The sequence below is a fragment of the Labrys sp. F242 genome, from assembly GCF_057813875.1.
Window position 1 is genome coordinate 593431 of the sequence record NZ_JBVASG010000004.1, and the last position, 24878, is coordinate 618308.

Below are 24878 nucleotides of genomic sequence, written 5' to 3' on the forward strand. Positions count from 1 at the left end.
CTTCCTATTTCACGATGAGGCCCATGCCGGCGGTATTCGCCGGCTTGCGAGCCTTCTTGTTTCGCGCGGGCCGGTCGATCGGCGTGGCGAGGTCATGGCTTCGCACGGGCTGGACGAGATAGGGCGTGACCAGGATCACCAGCTCGGTTTCCTCGCGCTGGAAGCGCTCCGACTGGAAGAGCGTGCCGAGCACGGGCACGTCGCCCAGGAAGGGGAACTTCTGCAGGCTCTTGGCAAATCTCTGCTGGAACAGCCCGGCGATCGCGAAGGTCTGCCCGCTTGCCACCTCCACCGTGGTATCGGCCCGGCGCACCACGAAACTCGGCAGGTTGAAGCCGCCCAGGGTAACGCCGCCGGAATCGGAGATCGAACTGACCTCCGGCTTGACGTGAATGGCGATGTGGCTGTTGGGGAGCAGGGTCGGGGTGAAGTTGAGCGAAACACCGAAGGACTTGTATTCCACCGTCACGGTATCGCGGCTTTGCGGAATCGGCACGGGAATCTCGCCGCCGGCGAGGAAGCTGGCCGTCTGGCCCGTCACCGCGGTCAAGTTCGGCTCGGCCAGGATCTTGACGATGCCGTTGCGCTGCAGGGCTTCGATGAGCGCGCTGACATTGACGGCATTGGATCGCACACCGATGCCGAGATTGCCGCCGCCCTCGCTCACGCCGCCGGTCTTCAAGAGGCCGAAGGAGAAATTCCCCGAATTGGCGAACACGCCCCAGTCCACGCCGAAGGACAGCAGCTCGGAACGCGAAACCTCGGCAAAGCGCACCCGGATATTGATCTGCTGCGAGCCGGAGATGGTGGTGTCATTGATCGGCGGCCGGTCGGGCTGCGAATAGGTGCGCGCGACATCGTCGGTGTCGAGCGCTTCGTCGACGCTGCCGGCATTGCCGGTGGCGACGATGCGGTCCCCGAAAATGGTGAGATTGGTGGCGCCCCGAGGCTGCAATACCTTCTGCGCCCGCTGGGCGGGCCTGGGATCGGTGCTGACCCGGAATTCCGTGGTCGCCTCGATTTTCTGGTCGGCCGTCACCGCGATCAGATTGGTCAGGCCGGGCTTCAGCCCGAAGACATAAACCAGCTGCGGCGAGACGATCTGCAGATCCGCGATGGTCGTATCGGCGACCAGCACAGCTTCGACCGGCTGCTTGAAGCGGAACAGGCGGCCCTGCCCCACGGCGAGGTCGACACTGGGTTTGCTCGGCAAGCTGGTCATGGTCTGGGCATGGACACCTTGCATCAGGCCCAGCAGGAGAAGCACGAAAGCGGCAAGCACGGCCAGTTGCCGATACAGGAGAGACCAACCGATTTCCGGGGCGAGACCCGTTGCATGTGTGACCATGCAAAGGCCGGCCCTGCCGTGACTTGTCATTCCGTTCCTCTCCTTTTGATGCCGTCGGTGCCCGCCCTGCCCCGTGTCAGGCGGCCCCTTCATGTTGTTTGGCCGGGCGGGTGGTGGCGAGCGATGGCCGGGCAGCGCCCTGGCCCTGCAGGCTGGTGATGGTGGCGAGCGGCTGCACGTTGAATTCCGGCGCAAGCTCCTGATAGGACAGAACCGCGAGTTCGAGGCCGTTCTGGGCCAGAAAGGCGCGCATGTGGCGCCGGACGTCTCCAGCCGTCAGGACGACGGGGGTGGCGTCCGGCGCGGTTTCGGCCAAAGCCCGGCCGATCTGAGCCACGATGGACTGGGCCTGCTCCTCCGGCAGGCCGAGAAAGCCACCCAGCGCCACCGATTGCTGGCCGGCGCGCAGCAATTCTTCCGCCGAAGGCTGCATGACATAGGCGGCGATGACGCGGTTGCGGCCGGCGGCACGGAAGCTGATCTGCCGTTTCAGAGCAGCGCGCACATGCTCGGCAAGCAGTGCCGGATCCTGCTCGCGAGCGCCGGCTTCCACCAAGGCTTCCAGAATGATGCGCAGATTGCGGATCGGCACATTTTCCGCGACCAGCCGACGCAGCACCTCGGCAATCTTTTGCAGCGGCACGGCTTCGCGCGCTTCCCTGACCAGCTCGCCATAGTCTTCCTCTGCCTCGGAAAGCAGCGTACGGGTCTCCTGGATGCCGACGAAGTGCCCGGCATAGCGCTTCAGCACGTCCTCGGCCCATTTGCCGACGACCTCCCCCGGCCCGAAGGAGGTCAGCCCGGCCTCGGCCAGCGCTGGCGCCGCACCGGCTTCGACCCAGACCGCATTCTCCCGCGGCCCGGCCGGATGTTCCTCATAGGCGAGGCCGAGCAAAGTGAGATTGGCGGCATCGCCTTCGACCTTGATGCGGTCTTCGGGCAGATCCGCCTCGAACACCGGTGCCTCCTCCACGTCGATGCGGACGTGCTGCCTCGGCAAGGCCGGGTCCTCATAGACGCCGATGCGGGGCAGTTCGACACCCAGATCGTCATAGAGGCGCTGGCGAATACCGCCCACATGATCGTCCAGCGCCATCCTGGCGAGCATGGTGCCCTTGCCATAGCGGACCAGGATCCGGGTCGAAGGCAGGGCCTCCTCCCCTTCCTGGGTTGGAAGCGAACCAGAAGCCGCGCCCGACCGCGCGATGTCGGCGGCGGCGACAGGGCCCGAGCCCTGTCCCTCTTCCTTCGTCCCCTTGGCATTGCGATGGAGGGCATAGGCGCCGGCCCCCAATATAGCGCCGAGAATCAGGAAGACGATGGTGGGGAAGCCGGGCACCAGGCTGAGACCGAGCAGGATGACCGCCGCCAGGCCCAGCGTGCGCGAATCGCGCAGCAATTGTCCGGCGATCTGGCCGCCGAGATCGCCTTCCCCATCCGCCCCGGCGACGCGGGTGATCATGGTGCCCGAGGCCACCGCCACCAACAGCGCAGGGATCTGGGCGACCAGGCCGTCGCCCACCGTCAGCAGGGCATAGGTGGACGCCGCCACGCCGATCGACATGCCATGCTGGAGGGTGCCGACGGCAATGCCGCCGATCAGGTTGACCAGGATGATGACGATGCCGGCGATGACGTCGCCCTTCACGAATTTCATGGCGCCATCCATGGCGCCGAAAAGCTGGCTTTCGCGTTCGAGACGCTGCCGGAGCCGGCGCGCCTCCGTCTTGTCGATGTCGCCATTGCGCAGTTCGGCGTCGATGCTCATCTGCTTGCCGGGCAAGGCATCCAGGGTGAAGCGCGCGGCGACTTCCGCGACCCGCTCCGCGCCTTTGGCGATGACCAGAAACTGCGCGATGGTAATGATCAGGAACACCACCAGCCCCACGGCGATGCTGCCGCCGACCACGAAGGTACCGAACGCCGTGATGATCTGGCCGGCGTCGGCCTGAAGCAGGATGAGGCGGGTCGTGGTGATGGTGATGGCAAGCCGGAACAGGGTTGCGATCAGAATGACCGACGGCAGCGACGAGAAATCCAGCGGATGGCTGACATAGAGCGCGGCAAGCAGCACCAGCACGCTGATCGCAATGTTGGTGGTGATGAGGACGTCGAGCAATTCCGTCGGCAGGGGAATCAGCATCATCACCACGGCGACCAGCATCATGATCGCGATGACGAGATCGGCGCGTTTGGAGGCTTTTGCAAGGAACGTCAGAACGCGGTCAGGCATGGTCATTCAGCTCTCGTTGCGCCAGAAAGTCCTGAAAGGACTGGCGCGCTTCCACTGTGCGCCCTGCCGCCAGCAAGGCCTTGCCCCTGAGCAAGGCGAGGGCGGGATGATCGGCGCTTCCCAGTTTCTCCAGCCGTTCGATCGTGGCGAGCGCCTTGTCCGCCTCTCCGCCCAGCACGAGCAGATGGGCCAGGGTGCGCAGCACTTCCGTATTCGCCGGCTCGAGCTGAGCCGCGATGAGGAGATAGGCGGTGCCGCGCTTGACCTGCCCGTGGCGGCCATAGAGATGGCCCAGCAGGTGCAGCAGCTTCACGGTGTCCTGCCGGTCGGTCAGCTTTCGGTTTCCTTCTGCAGCCGCGCCATCAGGTCGCGATGACGTTCGATCTCTTCCTCCATCAGCGATCGGGCGAGGCTGCGAAGCTGGTCTCCTCCTTCCAACTGGGGCACCAAATCGGCAATGCAATAGCGTAGAATGGACACCGAGCGGCGCAGGATGGCCGAGCCCGCTCCCTTGGGCATGGTGAAATCCAGGAGTTCGTCATCGAGGGAGCGCTTTGCCGATGGTCCCGCCGGCCTGCCGGTCGATCGCGCCGCCGTCTCCGAACGCTCGCTCTTGTTCGTCTTGCCGGCTTCTCCGGAACGCGACTCGATCGAATGCAGCCGCCGCCGGTTGACCGGAGGTCCCTGCAAGCCCTTGACGTTCGTCTCCTGGCTGGACGAACCGAGATTGGGGGCATCGAGGCGAATTGCATCCAGCCGTCGGGTCATCGGTATTTCAAGGTGAGCGTCGTGCCGTTCTTGGCCAGCCTCAGATCATCCTCCCCGATCTTCTCGATGATCCAGCCGCCGGTGACGAAAGCCCCTTCGTGATAGCGCGCACCATCGCTGGCGATGACATAGGGCCGCTCCCCGAACCAGATCGCTCGCAAGGTGAGCGGCGGCGACTGGGCCGGCTTGCCCGTCTCGACGCGTGAGACGAGAGGGACGCGGTCGCCATAGGCTTGGTCGTAGCGGGCCTGGATGTCCCGCCAGGCCTCACCTTGCTGCACCGGCAGCACGCCCGAAACGACCAGGCGGTCCTTTTCGGCGCCGATCGTCAGATTGGAGAATCCGGCGGCGGCCAAACGGCCTGCCAGATCGTCGCGAGCACGGCTTGCCGGGTTGGCTCCGCCGTTCAGGCTCGCGACAGCCGGCTGCGCACCTGGCTTTTCGGAAACAAGCGGAAGCGGCTGCGGCTCTTCGGCCGGATGGGCCTGGGAGGAAAATGCCGTGGCGCTCGGCAGCCAATTCAGGGCGAGCGAGGCTCCCAGCACCATGACGACGATTCCGCCACTCGCGAACAGCAGCCTGCGGAGCCATGTACCGCCGCCAAAACGCGTCGCCATCGCCGAGCGGCCGCGCAAATCGAGCCGAAACCGCGCCTCGCCGATGCCGACCTCGAGCGGCAGGTGACAGCGGCGGCCATGGCCCTGTGGCAGGATTTCCCCTTTTGCAAGGCTGAGCGCCCCGCCGAGCGCCTCGATCTCCACCCGGCGCCCCCGGCAACGCAGGCGCGCATGCATGGGCGCAATTCCCGCATCCCTCAGGACGATCTCGGCGTCCTTGCCCGAGCCGATCGTATAGTCCGCCTCATCGAGGCCGAGACTGGCGCCCTCATGGAGGCCGCCGGTCACCTCGAAGTCCATGGTGGCTTCGGGCTCGAATCGCGCCTTGTTCGCATCCGCGGCCGGCGGTGACGAGGGCCGACGCAGGGCACGCGCCTCACCTTGAGCCTTGTCGATCAATCCGGTGGGCATCGATCCCGTCCCCAATCCCCAATCGGGCCTCCTTTTCCGATCTGCGTCTTCGGAAAGCGACTCCGACAATGCGGTTCAAGCGCCGCCAGCCGAAGCCGGCGGCGCTCGTGACTCAGGTCTTGCTGCCGCGGGTAATGTTGTCGGCGGCCTTGTTTTTGACGCCGATTTCAGTCGTCGCCACCTGAAGCTTCAGGTTCAGCAAGAACATCTTTTCCATTTTCGCGATCGCATCGTCGACAGCTCCGCTGGGGCTGCTTGATGCGTTTGGATTTAGGGAAGACACGGACATCGTTCACTCCTTGAATCGCGCTTCGAACGGCGAGATCACAAGACCGCGAAGGGCATCGCTCGGATCGCCGTCGTCGGCATGCTAGTGAATCTCGAAATGAAAGTCCATTTGGAATGCGCGTTATTAATAAGTTCCAATTGTTGCATTGGCGAAGGCCATGTCATACTCTCGTCATCAACAAATTTGGGTCACAGCAATGAGAGAAGGTCCGTTGACGCAGCTCCTGGTCGAGCGGTTCGAGACCATGCCGTCGCAACTGAAGCTGGCGGCCCGGTTCGTGCTGGACCACCCCCAGGAAGTTGCGCTGATATCGATGCGCGAGCAGGCGCAGCGGGCCGGCGTCTCGCATTCCACCATGATGCGCCTTGCCCGCTGGCTGGGCCTGGAAGCCTATGAAGACATGCGCGCCCTTTATGCGCAGGCGCTGCGCGAACCGGGCGCCAAACCGGCAGAGACGGTCGAGACGCCCAGCGTGGCGGAGGACGGCCAAGGTTATTCGACGGTCAGCGCCACCACCGACATGCTTGCCGCACAGGTCGCCCGTCTGGGCGAATACACCAGCGCCATGCAGCATGTCGCCGTCGCGGACATATTGATCGGCGCGCGGCGCGTCTATTGCCTGGGGCTGCGTTCAGAACAGGTCGTCGCCACCCACTTTTCCCGCCTGCTCTCGCTCTTCGACGATCGTGGCACGCTACTCGATGCCGCCGCAAAGGGCGAGGTCGACGCACTTCGCCACGCCGGCCCCGAGGATGTCATGCTGGTCGTCGGCATGGCGCCCTATGCCCGTGCCACGGTCGAGGTTGCGCGCCGTGCCGCCAAGCGCGGTGTGACCATCGTGGCGATCACCGACAGCCGAGTGTCGCCATTGGCGCGCCTGGCTCGTGCCAGCGTCGTCGTCACGGTCGAATCCCATTCCTTCTTCAGGAGCGTCACGCCGGCCCTCGCGGCGGCGGAGATCCTGATCGCCCTTATTGCTCAACGGTCCGGCGTCGACGTCAAGGAAGCGATGCGTGCCGTGGAGCAGCACCTCAGCGAATACGATGTCTACTGGACGCCTTCACGATGAGGCCGCCACCGTCACTTTGAGATCCGGCTCAGGCGTTCCGGTGGAGGTGCGCGGGAGATCGGACTGCTTTTGGAGATTCAACGCATGGTCGTTCGTCCCATCTTTGTGCCGCCACCCCCACCGAAGATCACCCCCAAGAACGACATCGACCGTATCGCGGAACTTAGAGCCCAGGCGCAAAAGCTGCGCGAGCAGATCAGACTCGCGCAGAAGATGGGCGAGGCCGAAGAGGCCACCAAGCTGCAGAAGGAACTCAAGCAGACCAATACGGAGCTGACGAAACTCGAGCCGCCGGCGGTGGCAGCGCCCCCCGCCGTCACGCCTCTGGTCCTGGCGAGCAACACGCCCCTGATCACCACATCTGGCCCGACGACGGCGACCCCCGCCCTGTTTCTCGCGCCGCCGGCCACCACGCCCGCGATCACCCTCGTCGACAACCCGGCTCCCGCTGATACGCCGAAACCAGGGGCCGATGCCAGCGCCATCGTGAAGGACGTGCAGGCAGGCAAGAGTGTCGACCAGATCGCCACCGAACGCGGGCTGACGCGCGACCAGGTTCTCAATGAACTCAAGGCCGGCGGTCTCGACGTCAAGACGACCGACCCAAAAAGCGACAATGGCGATGTCCGTACGACGCAGATTCGGGACCCCAAGACCGGCCAGATCGTCACCGAATATTACGACTTCCAGCACGGCACCTATTACACGCAGGTGAAGGACGCCAAGGGGACGGAGACCGACACGCCGGTGCGCGATGAATCCGGCCAGAAGCTCACCACCGACTATGACCCGAAGACAGGGACGACGACCACCCGCCGCGAGGACGATCTGGGCACGGGAACGATTACCCAGACGACGCGGCTCTCCAATGGCGTGACGACAGTGAAGACGACCGGCGCGGACGGCAAGACCACCACGGTGGTGACCGATGCCAAGGGACAGAAGACGACGCTCGCCGCCAACCAGGACCCGACCCGCAAGGGTGCAGCAGGCATCGAAAAGGATGTCGCCGATGGCAAGAGCATCGACCAGATCGCGGCCGAACGCGGACTGACCAAGGAACAGGTGACCGCCCAGCTCGCAGCCGCTGGCCTGGAGATCAAGACGAGCCAGCCCACCAGCGACAATGGCGATGTGCAGTCGACCGAGATCATCGATCAGAAGACCGGCAAGACAGTCACCGCCTATTACCAGGACTACCAGCACGGTTCCCACACGGTGCGCACGACCGACGAAAAGGGCAATGCGGTTACCACCAGCACGGAAAGCAACGGGACCGAGACGAAGAGCGTGGTCGAGGGCAATGGCCGTACCACCCGCACCGTGAAGCAGGGCAAGGACACCACCGTCTCCGTGACCTTCAACGGCTACACGCTGACCACCAAGCCGGACGGCAGCATGACGCTGCACGACGACGCCACCGGGCGAGACGTCAAGGTCAAGCCCGACAGCGCCGAGGCGGCGCTTGCCCAGACTTTGGTTTCCATCGATCCCAAGAGCTCCGATCCGAAGGAAGCCAAGAAGGCCGAGATCGTCAAGACGACGCTCGACGGCATCTTCGCCGGCGAGGAATTGCCGGACCTGCAGCAGGCTGTCAACGACCTGCACCAGAAAACCCAGGACGCCATCAAGACATATGGCGAGGGCCAGCCTGGCACCAATCCGACGGCGGAAAATCCCTATGGCACGCCGCCTCCCGGCAAGGCGCCGTCCGGAGGCGCCTGGGTGCCGATGAACGGCAAATGGGTCGATCCGGTGGTCGCCAAGGCAATGGCTGCCGAAAACGTAGCCCTCGGGCGTCGTGCCGAGGCGAGTGCCAAGGTCAACCAGTCACAGGCGCAGTTGGACGTCTATGCGCTCGATCCCGCCTACAAGGGCGCGATGACCGACGCCAAGGCCCTGCTCGATGACAAGCTGGCGCCCTTCGGGCTGCAATGGAATGCACCGACGCCGGAAGGCTCGCTCGCCGACGCCAAGAAGAATCTTACGGAGGCCAACACCCAGCTCACCAACGCGACGACAGCGCGCGAGAATTACGAGAAGGCCCAGAGCCTCCTCGACCAGGCGATCACCAAGCAGGCGACATTGCCACCTCCGCCGCCGCCGCCCGGGCAGACGACGGTACGGGCCACGAACGACAATACCAATTACGAATTGAAGGACGCCCAGTCCAAGGCGGCCCATGACGACGTGACCTCACTGTTCTATCAGGCCGGACTCTCTGCCAGCCAGGGCGACAAGGCGCTGGCGGACTATCTGGTCGGCATTCGGCAACAGGAAGTCAACGCCACCAAGCCGGGCACGCCGGAGCGCACGGCGGCTGAGAAAAATCTTAGCGATGCCAAGACATTGAGCGAGAATGCTGGCAAGCAGGTCGATGCTGCCACCGCCTATGCCAACTTCTATTCTGCCACGAGCACGCTTTCGGGCCAGGAGGTCCAGGCCACCGATCTCAGGCAGAAGATTCTGGCACAGTACCGCGCTGCCAATCCCGGCTCGTTCGACATGAACAAGGAATATTCCACTTATGGCGGCGATTATCTCGGCAAGATCAAGGAACAGCACGTCATAGAGGATCCCAAGGATCATCAGCTCTATCTGGAGACCAAATACGAGCACGACACCAAGCGTGTTCAGCTTACCTTCGCAAACAGCGACAAGAACATCCGTGACGATCTGCGCAACAATTCGCTCAACCAGCAGTGGCAGGCGCTTCTCAACAGCCCCGCAAATACCAATATGTGCTACGCCGATGGCAGCGGCGGCCTGGCGGCGGCCAAGGCGGCGCAGGTCTCGGCCGGCCAGCAGATCCAGGCGATGATGAAGGACCAGCTCGGCCTGGTGCGGGACGGTCTCGACAAGCAGATCACCGGCCTCAAGACCGACCTCGATGGCGCCCTCAAGCAGCACGGCCCGGGCAGTGTGGAGGCGCCGGCAGGCCTGCTGCCCCAGGGCACCCAGCCCGTGGAGGTCACGGTCAACGGCCAGAAGGTGCAGGTGACCCCAGACATGGCCGGCGACGTGCAGCGTGGCGGCATCGATGCCATCGTCAAGAGCGGCAAGCCGGTTCGCATGGAGATCGACGGCCAGTGGCTGTGGGTTCATCCCGACGTCGCAGCGGCCCAGATCCGGCTCGACACGGCGCAGGATCGGCGCGCAAGCGTCGAGAATGCCCGCCAATCGGCCGAGCGCTCCGAGCAATGGTATTCCTTCCTGCTGACTCAGCCGCTCAAGCTGTTGGACGATGCGGGATCGGCGCCCTATTACGCCCATCTCCAGAGCGTCTATCTCGACGACCATCGCGACCAGGCGATGTCGGTCTATCAGGCCACGTTCCAGAACCTCTATAAATCAGGCTACAACGACCAATTCACGCCGCTCGAAGGTCGCCAGGCCCAGGAAGGCCTGGTCGCTCGCACCCTTGGCCTGGATACCTCCAGCGAAGAGGGCCGGACAGCTCTCGACAACGTGGTCGACGAGATCCGCGACATCGGCGGCAACGCCGCCTCGGTCAAGGTCGTGCCCCTGTTCTATGTCGACGACAAGGTCGGCGCGCAGCAGATCGCGCTTTTCGCGGTCCAGGATGGCGACAAGACCTGGTATATCGACGCCACGGGCCAGAAATTCGAGTCCATCAAGGATTTCCAGGACGGCAACCGCCAGTTCCAGGAAAGCGGCAAGCTTATCGCGCCGACCGGCCTCAACATGAAGCCCGGGGCCGACGGCAAGATCGACCTGGAGGTCGTCCAGGCCCGCAACGTCTCGACCTTCGACAAGATCATCGATCCGATCGTGGGCATCGGCACGGCCCTCGCCACGGCCGTTGCCGTCATTCCCAACCCCTTCTCGCCGCTCGCGGCAGGCCTGGCCTATGCCGGTGGTGCCTATCTCGGTACCCGCGCGGTCATCAAGGAAGTGGACTATCTCCAGCATGGCGGCGAACTGGGCGACATGGAGTCGATGATGAACATCGGCACGGTGGCCACCACCGTCCTGCCGATGGGGTCGAGTGTGTTGCGCACCATCGGCATGGCGAAAACCACGGAACTGTCGGTGGCGCAGGCGTTCAGAGCCAGCATCGGCATGACCGGGCAAGGCACCTCCGTCGCCACGACGGCGGACGGTTATATGAGGAGTTCGGGCGGGCTCAACCGCACCGCGCGCGGTCTCGACTGGGCGGCCATCGGCACGGGCGTGCCGTTGACGGCGGTATCGGCCCATGACCTTGCCGCCTATGGCGACCAGATGAGCGGCCTGGAATTCGCCAGCGCGTTGACCAGCCTCGGCGTGGGTGTCGCCGGCACTGGCCTGGGCGTCAAAGGGCTCAGGGCCACCAAGCCGGTTGTTGCAGCCGATGGGCCAATTTCACGGCCCTTCAGTTCGGAAAGCGGGCGCACGCTGAGCTACCTCCCAGACGGAACGGTGACGGTCGGCGGACAACCGGTCGCGGCGAAAGATCTGTCGATCGGGCTGTCAAGCAAAGGCGCCGTCGACAAGGACACCTTCCTGGTGGTCGCCGATGAGACCAACCTGCCCGGTGCGACCCAATTGATCGACGATCTCCGCAACACCGGGTACCGGGAGGGCCAGAGCATCACGATCCTCGCCTGCCGCGCCGGCTCCCTTGACCATCAAGCGGGCGGCCCCCTCACGCGCTCTCTCGCCGGTGAGCTCGCCGACAGGTTGGGCGTACGGACGCGCGCCTATGACGGGCCCGTCGAGCTTGCCGGCGACATCAAGCCGGCCCAGGGAGGCCGGGAAGTGGTCGAGTTGCCCGGCCTGCCCCTGACCGATGTTTCAGGGGGAGGAACGATCAAGCAGCCCAACCATGCCGCTCAAACCGACTTCTGGTTTGGAGGAGGCAAGGGTACGGCGCCGCCCGCCTCCCCGATCAGCGTGCATGTTGCTGGAGACGGGCCGATCGATCCAATCACCCTTGGCAAGAAGACAGGGTCCAATCCCTCGGCGGCAGCAGCCAACACCCCTCCGGCCAAGTCGCCGAAAAACACGGCTCCCACACGCAAGCAATTGCAAGCCACCGATCCCAAACAGTTGGACTTCACCCAACTCACCGCCAAGAACGTGCCATGGCTGAAGCCGGACCAGATCGCCTCTTTCACGCCCAAGCAGTGGGAGGCCTTCAAACAGGCCGGGCTGCAGGGCCATCTCACGCGCAGTCAATTGCAGGCGATTCCGGAAAACCGGGTCAGAAATCTCGACACCGGCGCCCTGTCGAAATCCCAGGTCCGTTCGCTGACCAGGGCCCAGGTTGCGGCCTTCAATAGCAAGCAATTGCAGGCGCTCCATCAGGCCGGCCTGCAGGAGCATCTGACTCAGGGCCAGATCGGGGCGATACCTGATAATCGCGTCAAATATCTCGATAGCGTCAGTTTGACGAAAAGACAGATCGGCGGCCTCTCCCAGGCCCAGATCGCCGCGATGACCAACAGCCAGTGGAAAGCCTTCAATCAGGCAGGGCTACTGCCTCATCTGTCGCGGGCTCAAACACGCTCGATCCCAGAGAACCGCATTGCAGACCTGAATATCGGCGCAATGGCGCCCAAGCAGGTCTCCTGGTTGACCCTGAAGCAATGGGAAGCCTTCAAGCGATCCGGCCTCCAGGGGCAGCTGACGCAGGCCCAGATCGGTGCAATCCCGACCAACCGTGTCAAATATCTCGACATCGCCGGGCTGGGCGCCAAGCAGGCTGGATGGCTGAAACCCGACCAGCTTTCGGCACTGACCAAGTCGCAGATCAGGGCCTTTTCTGGCGAACAGCTGCGCGCTTTGCCCGATGCGTCTGTCGCAGATATGGCAGCCAGCCTTACGCGCAGGCAGATACCCGAGTTGACGCTTGCCCAGATGGAAGCGGTTGGCGACGCCCAGAAGAAGGCGATGAGCGAGGAAGGGCGCACGCTCCTGGACGAACTCATCGAGGTCCGCAACCTCTCACCGGACGACATCGCCCGCCTCTCGCCGAGCGGAATCATTAATCTCACGGCCGACCAGTTGAAGGGCCTGACGCCGGACCAATTGCGCGCCATCGCACCCAAGCGCATCAAATATCTCGATCTGGCCGAGCTCAACCCCTCGCAACTGAGCGAGCTGACGCCAGAGCAGGTGAAGAAGTTCAGGCCGGGCCAGCTCGCGGGGCTGAAGGACGATCAATTGAAGGCCCTCACGCCGGCTCAGGTCGATGTGCTCAAGCCCTTCCAGACAGCTCTGCTCAAGGCTGACCAGCGCTCGGCCCTCAACGGCTACACGCCCGCCTCGGCGCCGGTGCGGGCGCTGGCAAAAATGCGCGCGATGGGTGTCGACGATCTCGTGCTCACCACAACCGCCACGGCCACCTTCGCCGCCGTCTGGCCGGCTTTGCCGCCGCATCTCCAGGCCTATATCCGGGCCGGTGGCCTCGCCTGGCGCGGCCTGACCATGAGCACCGCCGCTGCCCTGCCGGGCAAATGGACGGCGCTGCACACGCCGCTGGGCCGCATCATGAAAATCGGCGATGCGCTGAGCTATCTACCGACCCAGGCGGCCGGCATCCCGACCTCAGTCACTCTGGGCGGGGCCGGCGGGGCTCTGTTTGAAGGCAGCAACGCCTTCTATTTCGCCAAGGCGGTACGTGAGGCCCGCACGGGCCGGCCAGCCATGCCGATGGCCGACAAATGGAACCTGCCTTCCTATGCGATCGGGAGCGGCCTCTCGCTCGGTGATTCCATCCCCAAGGATGGTTCGAATCTTTCGAGCATACCCGGCGTGCCTGATTTCGTTTCGAAAGGGTTCGACTTCGTTCCGGGCGGCGCCGATACGGTCGACAATGCCGCTTTCCTCTTCGGCTCGGCCTATTTGTGGGTACGGGGCGCCCGAAAGGGATTGGGACGGGGGAATTGGGAGCCCAAAATGTCGGGCTGGGATCGTGTCGTCTTCGGCGTCACCTTCGGCGGCGGCATGATCCTGTTCAGCGGCATCGTGGTCGCGAACTGGCTGGATCAGCAGAAGAAGGCAAATGCCCCCGGCGTACAGCCCCCCGGCAACAACAATTCCACGCTGACACCGACGCCGGCAACGCCGACGCCGGCGACTCCAACACCGACGCCATCAGGGACGACGCCAACACCCACGACCTCCCCCACGGCCACGAGTTCCTCAACGCCCTCGCCGACCACCACCAAAACCGGGCCGAACAAACCCCGGCCCAAGGAGCCGGCCAAGGCGAGCTTCGTACAGACCCATCCGGCCGGGCCGCAAGACGGTGCGGGACGCCTCAATCCCGAGCTCGAACGCCAGGGTTACCAGCCGATCATCGCCCGCGACGGCGATACGATGGGCGGCATCGCGCGCAACCATTCGGCCGATGTGCGGGAAACGGTGCTGCTGAACATGGGCCACATCGCCATCCCGGACATCCTCTTCGCCGGCGACCGCATCTACCTGCCGGGTGCGACGGCGTGAGGTGAGTTCGCAAGCGCTCCGCTTCCGCGGAGAAGGACCGATCTCGCCTTGATTCAAGTCAATGCAAACCCTCCATGACGGGTCCAATCTGCGCCCCATCGCTTCGAGGTAAGCCATTGGGGGCGCAGATGGGCCTGATCGTTCGATTGTTGCTGTTCGTGGCGGCGCCCATCGCCGCCCTTTTTGTGGCCAAGGATTCCCTGAACTTCCAGCTCGCCCAGATGTTTTTCGCGATGACGATCTTCATCGCCGTTGGGGTGGTTGCCGCGTTCTGGGCGTCCGGGAAAAAGACCTGATTCTTCCGGCACGGCGCTTCAAAAACTGGTGAGCTTGCCAGTTAAGAAGACATGTTAAAACAATAAGTTAGAGAAAATCTCGATGCGGAGAGGCCACGCTCTTACCCGTCGACTTTTGAAACTCACACGGCACCCGGAACGGTTGCGACAGGTCCCCGCCGGCAATTTCTACAAGAATCTAACAGTATTTTTTTACCTCCCGCCATAGCGTTTGTGATTTGGTGGAATCACCAAGAATCGCAGAGGCGCGTCGAACCAAGGAGCTAGAGCAAAAAGGCGTTTCCCTCTAAACGCGCTTTGCTCTAGCGCACGACGACCTCGGCGCCAATCGCGGCGCGTTGATACAGATCGATGACGTCGTCGTTGGTCATACGGATGCAGCCTGAGGAATTAGCCGTGCCGACCGTCCAGGGCGCATTGGTGCCGTGGATGCGATAGAGCGTGTTGCCGATATAGAGCGCGCGGGCGCCGAGCGGATTGTTGGGACCACCCGCCATCCGCACCGGCAAGTCATGCCCTTGCGCAGCCTCTCTTTCCCGCATTTCGGCAGGCGGGCGCCAGTCGGGCCATTCCTTCTTGTCGAGGATGCGATCCCGCCCCGACCAGGAAAAGCCCTCGCGTCCGACACCGATGGCATATCTGAGAGCCCTGCCGTCCCCCAATACGTAGTACAGGCGACGCTCGCCGGTATCGACGATGATCGATCCCTTAGGGTGGGGTTCGGTGAACGCCACGACCTCGCGTGCGATCGGCGGCGTGCGCCTTGTCACGGGTGGGCGCGCCGGTCCCGTGGCAGGCTGGTCGACGACATATCCCTGCGGATTGTCGGACGGCGCGATGACCATGTCCTGCTCGCTGTCATAGCTCCATGTGCGTGGATCATAGGCACCGACCTGGGCCTCAGCGATGCCTGCCATCATCAACGAGATGATGCCGGCGATGGCGGCGACCAGAGTGACACTGCGCAAGATGGAACGCAGGATCATGCCCCTCCCTCGTAACGAGCGACACGCGTGAAAACATCCTGCCTCAACCATCATTCCTATGGTCTCCCCGGGCCCGTCGTATCGCCCAAAACTGTAACAATGTACCTCCAGACACAATAAAAATCTGAAGCGTTTGGCACTTACCTATGGCTCTATAATCCAATTGGACTTTCATTTCAGCGACGATCACGATAATGTGCGGCACGATTTGGCAGGTAAATCATGCCGTACGGGACTCGCGCTCGAAGAGCGAATGCGTCGTTGCACAGGTAAGGGGCATGGAAATTGAAACCAGCAGGATGGCCATGGGGACGAACCATCGGTCTCCCGCCATTCTCGGCTTCGCAGTCGGATTGTGCCTGTGCGTGGCGGCGTTGCCGGCGCGTGCGGCGGAACCGGAGTGGCCTTCCGGCCCCTACAAATACATCACCATCGACCAGTCGGTTCGCGACGCCTTGACCGAGTTCGGCCGCAACATTCACGTCCCGGTGAAGCTCACCGACGGGGTGAAGGGGCGGTTGAGTGCCGGCATGCCGATGGGAACGGCCCGCGAGTTCCTGCAATGGGTTTGCGACCGCTACGGCCTGGTTTGGTATTATGATGGCTCCAGCCTGGCTGTGGCGACCGAGGCCGAAATGCGCACCGACATGTTCAAGGTCGATGCAACAGCCCTGCCTGGCATTCCCGGACGGCTGCTTGAACTCGGCGTCGCCGATGCGCGCTATCCCATCAAGATCGCCCAGAACGAGCGGGCCGTCTCGGTCTCCGGTCCGCCCGCCTATATCGACGCCGTTCGCAAGGCGCTCGGCGTGATGACGGAGCCGTCCGGCCCCGCCCGGGCGCGCGAAGTCGACGGTTCGGCTGAAAATGTCGTGCCTGTACGTGTTTTCCGAGGCCGGCGCGCCGAGGTCGAGACCCCGCCCGCCGCCAAGCATCCAGGAGAAAGCAAATGAAGATCGAGAGCAACGGCATCAGCCCGACCAACCAGCCCGATCCGACCAAGGAAAGCCAGGAAGCAGCCCTTCAAAAGCAGATGGAAGAAACCCTCGCCAACTTTGCCGTGAGCATGGCCCAGCAACAGGGTGACCGGGCTCTCGAAGGCATGCAGCAGGCCCGTAACGAGGAAGGCTGAGCCGGAGCCGGGAGGCAGCCACCCGCAATCGGCGATCGATGAGGAATGAACATGCAGCTTGCAGACGCTGCCATCGGCGCGGTTTCGGCGGCGCCCAGCCAGTCCCAGCCGACCCAGCCCCAGGCGAATGTCGAGCACCAGCTCTTCGACTATCTCGTGGAAATGGAAAAGAGCGTCGGGAAAACCGGGCAGCCCAATGATCCCGCTGCTCTCGTCGGCGGTGCCCTCCATTCGCTCGAAGGGGTGGTGCAGCAGGCCCAGTCTGCCTTTGCCAAGAACGGCCCGCAGGCGGGCGTCGCCTCGTCGGCCAGCGAAGGAGCCGGCAATAGCCCGGCCGGCAATGAACGGGCGCCGGGACAGCCGAACGCGGATCTGACGCTGGATCGCGCCATTTCCTTCATGTGGGCGGCGGCCAATGTCTCCGTCGCCATCAACAGCGTGACGGCCGCCACTGGCTCGGTCAACACGCTGATCAAACAGCAATAGTGCGTGGCGGGGGCTCCGTGAGGCCAGTATCGATGCATCGGTTGCCGGCCTGGCTGCGCCGGTTCGGCACCGTCTTTGCCCTTGTCGGCGTGCTGTTCCTGCAGGCCTGCACGGTGGAACTCTATACGGGGCTCAGCCAGCGCCAGGGCAACGAAGTCGTCGCCGCTCTGGTGCGCAAGGGCATTCCCGCCCAACGCCAGATCGACAAGGAGGGCACGGTGACCGTCCTGGTCGACAAGGCCCGCTTTGCCGAAGCCATGTCCGTGCTCGATGCGATCGGGCTGCCAAAGGAGAAGTTCGCGACCCTCGGCCAGGTGTTCAAGCGCGACGGGCTGGTCTCCTCCCCAGTAGAAGAGCGCGCTGCGATGATCTACGGGCTCAGCCAGGAGCTCTCGCAAACCATTTCCGACATCGACGGCGTCCTGTCCGCCCGCGTGCATCTCGTGCTGCCGGAGAACGATCCACTCAAGCAGCAATTGGTGCCGTCCTCGGCATCGGTCTTCATCCGCCACCGCACCTCGGTCGACATGAAGGAACTGGTGCCGCAGGTGAAGATGCTGGTCGCCAACGGCGTTGCCGGACTGACCTACGACAATGTCTCCGTCATCCTCGTGCCGGTCGCGGCACCGGCCGAGCCGGCGACTAGCGAGCCGGGCCTCACGAACTTCCTGGGCATCTGGCTGCATCCCGACGATCTGGTGCGTGCGATGTGGATCGTCTATGGGCTCGTCGCCATGGTCGTGCTTTTGGCCGGGAGCCTGGCCTATCTTCACTGGCGGCGGCGACGCGATGTCTACGCCCTCGACGGCTCCCCCGCTCTTCGTGCCGTGAAGAGGGCGCCATGACCGACACGGTCGACACCGCCGACGCTTGGCAGTCCTTTCTGCACAAACCGGCCCTTCATGCCATTGCCTCCCGCCTGGTTCCCTGTTTCGGCGGCACGCTCGGTGACGAGGCCTGCGCGCATATGCTCTCCGCCGAACGGCTGGAGACGCGGCTTTCGAGCCTGATCGGTGACCATTACGGCTTTTCCCGCCAGGAACCGGAGGTCGACGAAAACGACCGGCCTATCGCGCTTTGCGATGCGGACCGGCTGGCCGACATCGCACTGAAGGCCGGAGCGATTTATTGGGCTGCGTCGTTCGCCGGCGTGATCCGCCGCGAGACGACGGCAGCACTGCATGCGCAGCTCGGCGAGGCCCTGTGCGAATTCGCGGTGGTCAATCGCGACCTCACCGGTCCCGAACAGGAACTCGATCCGATCGATGACCTGGCGGAGCGGGTTGCGGCCGATGGCTGGCGCTGTCTCGGCGCCTGGTGCGACGCCATGCCCGCGGGGGTGGGGACGCGCGTTCGTCTCAAGCTTCCTCCCAGCCCGGAACTCGACGACGTCGCACCGACGCCTTTTGCGCAATTGGGCCCGCCGATCGTGCGGCGGGCCGCAAGCTCGAGGTAGGGGATGGCGGGGCAGGACACAGGGCCGTTGGCCGATCGACCCAAGCGCCCGACCGGGCGCATCCTGCGCGCGGCGGAGGCAAAAGCCTGGCAGGACGGCTATGGCTTTCTGGAAGCGGCGCAACAGGACGCCGAACGCCTGCGCGAGGCCGGCCGCCGGGCCTATGCCGCCGAATATGCGCAAGGCTATGAGGACGGGCTTGCCAAGGGCAAGCAGGAGGCAGCCCATCTCGTCACCGAAACGACGGCCAAGCTCGATCGCTATTTCCAGGGCGTTGAAAACCAGGTGACCGATCTGGTGCTGGAGGTCACCCGGCGCATGCTGGGCAGTTTCGACCTCGACGAGCTCGTCGCCAAGATCGCCCGCCAGGCCGTTTCCGAGGTCAGGCAGGCCAAATATCTCAGGCTCACCGTTCACCCCGACGCGCATGACAGGGTTCGCAAAGAACTCGAAGCACTCCTGCGGGAGCGGCAATTCGGCTTTCCGATCGAGACCACGACGGACCCTGCCCTCGCCCGCGACGCCTGCATCGTAGCAAGCGAGGCCGCCGTGATCGATGCCAGTGTTGCTACCCAGCTCGACGCCATCGCCGCTGCGCTTGGATCGGCGAGAAAGGCGGTGTCATGACCAACGCCTCCATCGACATCGACGCGAGGCTCGCCGATATCGTTCCGCGCCTTGGCAGGCGGCTGCGCGAAGAACATCAGCGGGGACGCAGCGGGCGGGTGCGCGAGGTCGTCGGCGTCGTCATCCATGCCACAGTGGAAGAGGCGCGGCTCGGCGAAATCTGCGACCTGGTCGATCCGAAGACGGGCCGCCGCGTCAGAGCCGAGGTCGTCGGCATTTCCGATGGCTCGGCGGTGCTGGTCCCGCTCGACGACCTCGCCGGCCTGTCGAGCCTGACGGAAGTGATCCCCGTCGCCGCACAATTGCAGATCGGCGTCGGTCCCGGCCTGCTCGGTCGCGTGGTGAGCGCCCTCGGCGAGCCGCTCGACGGCCGGCCGCTTCACGCCGATACGCTCGAGGACCAGCGCCCCGTGCATGCCTATCCCCCCTCGCCGCTTTCTCGCGGGTTGATCAGCGAGCCGATCCAGCTCGGCATCCGTGCGCTGGACGGGATGCTCACCTGCGCCCGCGGCCAGCGCATCGGCCTGTTCGGCGAGCCGGGTATCGGCAAATCGACCCTGCTCGCCAATATCGTGCGCGGCACCGACGCGGATGTCGCCGTCGTCGCGCTGGTGGGCGAGCGCGGCCGTGAGGTCCGTGAATTCGTCGAGCATGCGCTGGGCCCCGAGGGCATGGCGCGTACCATCATCGTCGCCGCGACCTCGGACAGGCCGGCCATCGAACGCGTCAAGGCGGCCTTCGTCGCCACCACCATCGCCGAATATTTCCGTGACCAGGGCCGCCACGTCCTGCTGGCGATGGACAACATCACCCGTTTCGCCCGCGCCCAGCGCGAAATCGGCCTGGCTTCGGGCGAACCGCCGACACGGCGCGGCTTTCCCCCCTCCCTGTTCGCGGCGCTGCCGCGCTTGCTGGAACGGGCCGGCCCAGGCCAGACCGGGACCATCACCGGCCTCTACAGCGTCCTGCTCGAGGGCGACGGCACGCTCGACCCCGTCGCGGAGGAACTGCAGGCACTACTCGACGGCCATGTCTTCCTGTCGAGCGATCTTGCCCGGCGTGATCATTTCCCGGCGATCGACGTCCTGCGCAGCAGAAGCCGCCTGATGAATAAGGTGATCTCGCAACAGCACCGGGCGGATGCAACCCATATACGCGAGTTGATGTCGCGCCACACCGAGGTGGAACTGCTGGTGCGCATCGGCGAGTACCAGAAGGGCAGCGACGCCGTCGCTGACGAAGCTGTCACCAAGATCGACCGGATCAACGCCTTCCTGCGGCAACCCTCCGACCAGCAGGAAGCCATGGAGCGTACCACCGAGCGCTTGCGGGATATCGTCAATGGCTAGGCAGGCGGTGATTTCCCAGCTCCACAAGATCCGCAGCTTGCGGGAGCGACGCGCCCTGGAAGCGGTTGTCCGCAGGCAACGCCTGGCTCGTGAGGCACAGGACCAGGCGCAATCGGCGGCCACTGCTCTCGACACCCGGCTCGAACGGGCCGCAGCCGACGAACGAGCCTCGTTTGCCGATCTCATGCGCCAGGCGCTAACGGCACAGGATCTGCTGCGGCTGCGCGGCCGCTTCCAGTTGACCGCAAGCGAAGTGGAACAGCTGCGGCAGGCGACGGAAGAGGCAAGGCAGGCTGAAACCGAGCAGCAGCAGAAACTGGCGCAGGCACGCGAGGACCATCACGCCCGGCGCAAGGCCATCGAGAAACTGACCCGTCTCGTCGACGATCTGCGATCGCGCAGCGTGCGCCGGCAGGAAGCGATCGAGGAAATGATGATCGAGGAGGAAGCAACCCTCGCGGGCGCGTCAAAGCCCAGGCCAGTAAGAGCGTGATTTTCGCATGCATCAGAGACTAATGGCACTTGGAAAAACGCAACAGCGCCCTTCAGTCGGATCCACGGTCTCGGCTGTGCGCCTGCAAGCGATCGGCGCCGCGGACGCCGCTGCCTTCAACGCTTTCTATCGCCATCGTCAGCCTGCGAGGATCCGCATTGCCGGCGAGGAGTTCTTCCTTTCTGCCCGATGGCCGCTGCCGGCGATGGATCTGGGCAACGTCACAGCCATCGACTTCAAATTCGGTGCCGCAAGAGGCCGGCTTTGCCTCACGCGCGCAGTGCTCGAACGTTGGCTGATACGAGCCAACCCCGGTATCACCGCCGGCCCGCCGGCCCCCACCCATGCCGCCTTGCTGCTGGAATCCTTCCTGCGCGAGGAGATCACCTGGCTGGAACGGCAACTGGACGAGGCGATCGAGCTGATCGCGGTCGCCCCTCTCGACCGCGTAGCCGATATGCCTTTCGCGTTCGCTGTCCGGACCACCGGCCAGGCCGACGGTACCTGTCTCCTGCAAGCGAACGCTGAGCTCGCCACCAAGATCGGTGGCCTCCTCGATGCCGCATCGGACACGCCCACGGCACATCGGCTCGGCCTGCCGCTGCCCGTCAGCCTCTGGTGGGCCGCGACCAGCCTCTCCATTGGGGAATTGCGTTCCCTCCAGCCTGGCGACGTCGTCATGGCCGACGGTTGGACCCGCGGAGCGCAGACGGTCCTGGTGGTGCTGGCCGAGCGTCGGGCGGCGCTGGCCGAGCCGATCGGACAGAGCGGCAGACTTGTTTCGGCGCCGATGCCGATCAGCAAAACGAGATGGGGATGGATCATGGATGAGCCACAATCGGCGAGCGGTCGGCCTGACGACACGGGCCTGGAGGATTTGCCGGTGACCGTCGTCTTCGAACTCGCCCGTATGACCATGCCGCTGCACGAGGTCAGCCGGCTCGCTGCCGGATCCATCGTGCCACTGCCTGAGCTTTCCGACCCCACGGTCGATCTCGTAGCCAATGGCAAGCGCATCGGACGCGGGGAGATCGTGAAGGTCGGTGACGGCATGGGAGTGCGTATCGTTCGCATTTCCGCCGATGCTTGAGGGTTCGCCCAATCTTCTCGGCCTTCTCGTCGCGGTCGGCTTGGTCGGCATTCTGCCTTTGGCCGTGGTGACCATGACGGGTTTCCTGAAGATCTCCGTCGTCCTCTTCCTCATCCGCAATGCACTCGGCGTCCAGCAGACACCGCCCAATCTGGTGATCTACGGCATCGCCCTGGTGCTGACGGTCTATGTGACGACACCCTTGATCGGCGAAATCTCAGGGCGACTGCAGCAGGAAAACATTCAGTTCCAGACCACGCAGGACCTGACGCGCGCAGCCGAACTGGCACGCGAGCCGCTCAAGCAGCATTTGCTGCGCTACACCCAGCCGCAGGAGCGTCAGTTCTTCCTGGACGGCACCAAGCGGCTATGGCCCGAGCAGACGCGGGCCGAGGTCAAGGATGACGACCTGCAGATCCTGGTGCCTGCCTTTGTCGCTTCCGAACTGACGCGGGCCTTCGAGATCGGCTTCCTGCTCTATCTGCCCTTCCTCATCATCGATGTGGTGGTCGCCAATGTGCTGATGACGCTGGGCATGATCATGGTCTCTCCGACGCTGATTTCCATTCCTCTCAAACTGCTTCTCTTCGTGGCGATCGACGGCTGGTCGCGCCTGATGCACGGCCTCATCCTCAGCTACAATTGAAGGTTGCACCGCAAGGACCGTCCAATGGCCAATGATTTCATCCTCGCCAAGGTCCAGAGCGCCCTGTGGATGGTGCTGATCCTCTCTGGCCCTGCCATCGTCGCAGCCCTGGTCGTCGGCCTGCTCATCGGCTTTGCGCAGGCGTTGACCCAGATCCAGGACCAGAGCCTGCCGCAGACCGTCAAGCTTGTCGTCGTCCTCGTGGTCATCCTGCTGGTCGGCCCGCTCCTCGGCTACCAGATCGCCAATGAGGCGTCCAAGGTCATGGACGAGTTTCCTGTCGTGACGCGCTAGTCATGGAAAACCTGTTTGCATCCCTCAAGGGGCTGGAAACCCTTATCCTCGCAAGTGCCCTGGCCACGGCGCGCATCGTCGGCCTGGTTGCGCTGATGCCGCTGTTTTCCCGAACCCGGCTGGCGGGAATCTTGCGCACGGGCGTGGCGCTGGCGCTGGCGCTGCCGGTCATCCCGATGACCGTCGAGATCGCCGGCCGGGGTCATGTCGACGCACCCATGATGCTCATGCTGATGTTCAAGGAAGTTGTGATCGGCGCCCTGCTCGGCTTCGTGCTCGGCATACCGTTCTGGGCGGCCGAGGCCGCCGGCAACATCGTCGATCTGCAGCGCGGCTCGACCATGGGCACGCTGATCGATCCGATGATGACCCACGAGACGAGCGCCACCGGCACGCTTCTCATGATCGTCATGGTGGGCATCTATCTGGCCGCCGGCGGCCTCCACCACACCTTGAGCACACTCTACGACAGCTATGCATTATGGGCGATCGACAGCCTCTCGCCAATCTTCAGCCGCGACGCCGGCGCCATCCTCCTCACCTTGCTGACCCGAATCCTGGGCATGGCACTGACGCTGGTGGCTCCACTGATCGTCAGCCTGCTGCTCTCCGACGTCATCCTCGCCTTTCTGGCCCGCGCCTCGCCACACCTCAACATCTTTGCGCTGTCGCTGGTGGTGAAGACCCTCGTCTTCAGCCTCGTCTCGGTGCTCTATGCCGCCTTCCTCGTCCATTACATGACCGGCAGCCTCGCCTTCCTGAACCAGGGCATGAGCGACCTCAAGGCGCTTGTCGGTGGAGCGAGGTAGCGATGGTCGCAAAAGCAAAAACAGACTGCCAGGCCATATGGAAGCTGTGTGAGTGCTCGGGCCGGCAGTCGAACGACAAAGAGCTGATCCATCCTTCGAAAGAACCAGAAAATACAATAATTCTAATTGCTTGCTCGGGATTTCTCTACTCTCGCGACAAGCAGGGGGCCACAGAGATCAATGGGACGTCCACATATCGCGACGAGGTACGAAGAATTCCGCATGGTTGGTGCTACCAGTCTGCGCGAAGCAATCCGGCTCGGCCACTATCGCGGTCACACCGCCGGGTTGGCGGATGGCAGGCTGCAAGCGGACGTCGTCATCTTGCCGAACAGCCTCGCCGACAACTTCCTGGAATATTGCATGCGCAATCCCAAATCGCTGCCCCTGGTGGGCGTCAACCAGGCTGGAGACCCAAGCCTGCCGACTCTCGGCGAGATCGACGTGCGTACCGACCTGCCGCAATATGATGTCTTTCATGCCGGTCCGCAGATCTGGAGCAGGAGCGACATCATCAGCCTGTGGCGCGAGGATCTGGTCGCCTTTGCACTCGGTGGAACGTTCACCTTCGAGCACATGCTTCAGCAAAACCGCATCGAGGTGCGCCATGTCGCCATGAGCCAGAACGTACCCCTCTATCGCTCTTCTATCCGTACCCAGAGCGTGGGCGTGTTCGGCGGCTACATGGTCGTATCGATGCGGCCGATCCGAAAGGACCTCGTCGACAGGGTTCGCGCCATGACGGCGCGGTTTCCACACGCCCATGGCTCGCCGGTCCATGTCGGCGATCCCGCCGAGATCGGCATTGACGAGGTCGATAGCCCCGACTGGGGCGATGCGGTCGATGTCCGACCCGACGAGATTCCCGTGTTCTGGGCTTCAGGCCTGACGGCGCAAAGCGTACTGAAATGCTCGACGCCGGAGATGTTCATCACCAATACGCCGGGGCATATGCTGATAACCGACCTCGACGCCGATGCCGACGTCGGCCAGATCCGGCTGTTCTAGCTGTTCGGTACCGGCG

At 63.9% G+C, this 24878-nt stretch carries 23 protein-coding genes; 16 read left to right on the plus strand and 7 right to left on the minus strand.

What is annotated here, in order from left to right; all coding sequences use genetic code 11:
• Positions 1-4 precede the first annotated feature (4 nt).
• The 6 genes from ACZYTC_RS26160 to ACZYTC_RS26185 form a co-directional block, all read right to left on the minus strand.
• Complete coding sequence (locus ACZYTC_RS26160; protein ID WP_441770666.1) at positions 5-1378, minus strand: type II and III secretion system protein family protein; 1374 nt, start codon at positions 1376-1378, stop codon at positions 5-7.
• Positions 1379-1424: 46 nt separating this feature from the next.
• The gene (sctV, locus tag ACZYTC_RS26165; RefSeq protein ID WP_488990910.1) at positions 1425-3587 is read right to left on the minus strand and encodes a type III secretion system export apparatus subunit SctV; all 2163 of its coding nucleotides are present in this window, start codon (positions 3585-3587) and stop codon (positions 1425-1427) included.
• On the minus strand, positions 3574-3894 hold the full coding sequence (locus ACZYTC_RS26170) for a hypothetical protein (RefSeq protein WP_434960675.1): 321 nt from the start codon (positions 3892-3894) through the stop codon (positions 3574-3576). The genes sctV and ACZYTC_RS26170 overlap by 14 nt, the downstream gene beginning before the upstream one ends.
• A 17-nt stretch (positions 3895-3911) precedes the next feature.
• On the minus strand, positions 3912-4349 hold the full coding sequence (locus ACZYTC_RS26175; RefSeq protein WP_441770664.1) for a hypothetical protein: 438 nt from the start codon (positions 4347-4349) through the stop codon (positions 3912-3914).
• The gene (locus tag ACZYTC_RS26180) at positions 4346-5377 is read right to left on the minus strand and encodes a SctD/MshK family protein (protein ID WP_488990911.1); all 1032 of its coding nucleotides are present in this window, start codon (positions 5375-5377) and stop codon (positions 4346-4348) included. The genes ACZYTC_RS26175 and ACZYTC_RS26180 overlap by 4 nt, the downstream gene beginning before the upstream one ends.
• A gap of 112 nt (positions 5378-5489) precedes the next feature.
• Positions 5490-5666 carry a hypothetical protein gene (locus ACZYTC_RS26185; RefSeq protein ID WP_181160973.1) on the minus strand — a complete coding sequence of 59 codons (177 nt, stop codon included), beginning with the start codon at positions 5664-5666 and terminating at the stop codon, positions 5490-5492.
• A 211-nt stretch (positions 5667-5877) separates the two neighbouring features.
• Here ACZYTC_RS26185 and ACZYTC_RS26190 point away from each other — a divergent pair, with 211 nt between their 5' ends.
• From ACZYTC_RS26190 to ACZYTC_RS26200, 3 genes are all read left to right on the plus strand, one after another.
• Positions 5878-6735 carry a MurR/RpiR family transcriptional regulator gene (locus tag ACZYTC_RS26190; protein ID WP_441770662.1) on the plus strand — a complete coding sequence of 286 codons (858 nt, stop codon included), beginning with the start codon at positions 5878-5880 and terminating at the stop codon, positions 6733-6735.
• A gap of 84 nt (positions 6736-6819) precedes the next feature.
• The gene (locus ACZYTC_RS26195; RefSeq protein ID WP_488990912.1) at positions 6820-14190 is read left to right on the plus strand and encodes a hypothetical protein; all 7371 of its coding nucleotides are present in this window, start codon (positions 6820-6822) and stop codon (positions 14188-14190) included.
• 128 nt (positions 14191-14318) lie between these two features.
• Positions 14319-14486 carry a hypothetical protein gene (locus tag ACZYTC_RS26200; protein ID WP_434960670.1) on the plus strand — a complete coding sequence of 56 codons (168 nt, stop codon included), beginning with the start codon at positions 14319-14321 and terminating at the stop codon, positions 14484-14486.
• Between the two features lie 302 nt (positions 14487-14788).
• Here the strand turns inward: ACZYTC_RS26200 and ACZYTC_RS26205 are convergent, their stop codons facing one another.
• Positions 14789-15472, minus strand: a complete 684-nt coding sequence (locus tag ACZYTC_RS26205) for a L,D-transpeptidase (RefSeq protein ID WP_488990913.1) — start codon at positions 15470-15472, stop codon at positions 14789-14791.
• A gap of 305 nt (positions 15473-15777) precedes the next feature.
• Between ACZYTC_RS26205 and ACZYTC_RS26210 the strand changes: the two genes are divergently transcribed.
• The 13 genes from ACZYTC_RS26210 to ACZYTC_RS26270 all read left to right on the plus strand — a co-directional run bounded on the left by ACZYTC_RS26210 (position 15778) and on the right by ACZYTC_RS26270 (position 24862).
• The gene (locus ACZYTC_RS26210) at positions 15778-16425 is read left to right on the plus strand and encodes a type III secretion protein (RefSeq protein WP_488990914.1); all 648 of its coding nucleotides are present in this window, start codon (positions 15778-15780) and stop codon (positions 16423-16425) included.
• Positions 16422-16604 carry a hypothetical protein gene (locus ACZYTC_RS26215; protein ID WP_434960667.1) on the plus strand — a complete coding sequence of 61 codons (183 nt, stop codon included), beginning with the start codon at positions 16422-16424 and terminating at the stop codon, positions 16602-16604. The genes ACZYTC_RS26210 and ACZYTC_RS26215 overlap by 4 nt, the downstream gene beginning before the upstream one ends.
• Positions 16605-16655: 51 nt before the next feature.
• Positions 16656-17090: a hypothetical protein gene (locus tag ACZYTC_RS26220; RefSeq protein WP_434960666.1), complete on the plus strand. Its 435-nt coding sequence runs from the start codon at positions 16656-16658 to the stop codon at positions 17088-17090.
• Positions 17091-17122: 32 nt separating this feature from the next.
• Positions 17123-17935, plus strand: a complete 813-nt coding sequence (gene sctJ, locus ACZYTC_RS26225) for a type III secretion system inner membrane ring lipoprotein SctJ (protein WP_488990915.1) — start codon at positions 17123-17125, stop codon at positions 17933-17935.
• Complete coding sequence (locus tag ACZYTC_RS26230; protein WP_434960664.1) at positions 17932-18546, plus strand: hypothetical protein; 615 nt, start codon at positions 17932-17934, stop codon at positions 18544-18546. The genes sctJ and ACZYTC_RS26230 overlap by 4 nt, the downstream gene beginning before the upstream one ends.
• A 27-nt stretch (positions 18547-18573) precedes the next feature.
• Positions 18574-19173, plus strand: coding sequence for a type III secretion system stator protein SctL (gene sctL, locus ACZYTC_RS26235; protein ID WP_434960663.1), 600 nt, complete (start codon positions 18574-18576; stop codon positions 19171-19173).
• A complete protein-coding gene (locus ACZYTC_RS26240; protein ID WP_434960662.1) occupies positions 19170-20522 on the plus strand; it encodes a FliI/YscN family ATPase in 1353 nt (450 codons plus the stop codon). The genes sctL and ACZYTC_RS26240 overlap by 4 nt, the downstream gene beginning before the upstream one ends.
• The gene (sctO, locus tag ACZYTC_RS26245; RefSeq protein WP_434960661.1) at positions 20515-21015 is read left to right on the plus strand and encodes a type III secretion system stalk subunit SctO; all 501 of its coding nucleotides are present in this window, start codon (positions 20515-20517) and stop codon (positions 21013-21015) included. The genes ACZYTC_RS26240 and sctO overlap by 8 nt, the downstream gene beginning before the upstream one ends.
• Positions 21016-21037: 22 nt before the next feature.
• On the plus strand, positions 21038-22105 hold the full coding sequence (gene sctQ / locus ACZYTC_RS26250) for a type III secretion system cytoplasmic ring protein SctQ (protein WP_441770653.1): 1068 nt from the start codon (positions 21038-21040) through the stop codon (positions 22103-22105).
• Positions 22098-22751, plus strand: a complete 654-nt coding sequence (gene sctR / locus ACZYTC_RS26255) for a type III secretion system export apparatus subunit SctR (RefSeq protein WP_149249595.1) — start codon at positions 22098-22100, stop codon at positions 22749-22751. Before sctQ ends, sctR begins: the two co-directional genes overlap by 8 nt.
• A gap of 24 nt (positions 22752-22775) precedes the next feature.
• Positions 22776-23045 carry an EscS/YscS/HrcS family type III secretion system export apparatus protein gene (locus ACZYTC_RS26260; RefSeq protein WP_434960659.1) on the plus strand — a complete coding sequence of 90 codons (270 nt, stop codon included), beginning with the start codon at positions 22776-22778 and terminating at the stop codon, positions 23043-23045.
• 2 nt (positions 23046-23047) lie between these two features.
• Positions 23048-23854, plus strand: a complete 807-nt coding sequence (sctT, locus tag ACZYTC_RS26265) for a type III secretion system export apparatus subunit SctT (protein ID WP_441770652.1) — start codon at positions 23048-23050, stop codon at positions 23852-23854.
• A 222-nt stretch (positions 23855-24076) separates the two neighbouring features.
• Positions 24077-24862, plus strand: a complete 786-nt coding sequence (locus tag ACZYTC_RS26270; RefSeq protein ID WP_434960657.1) for a putative hydro-lyase — start codon at positions 24077-24079, stop codon at positions 24860-24862.
• The last annotated feature ends 16 nt before the right edge of the window (positions 24863-24878 follow it).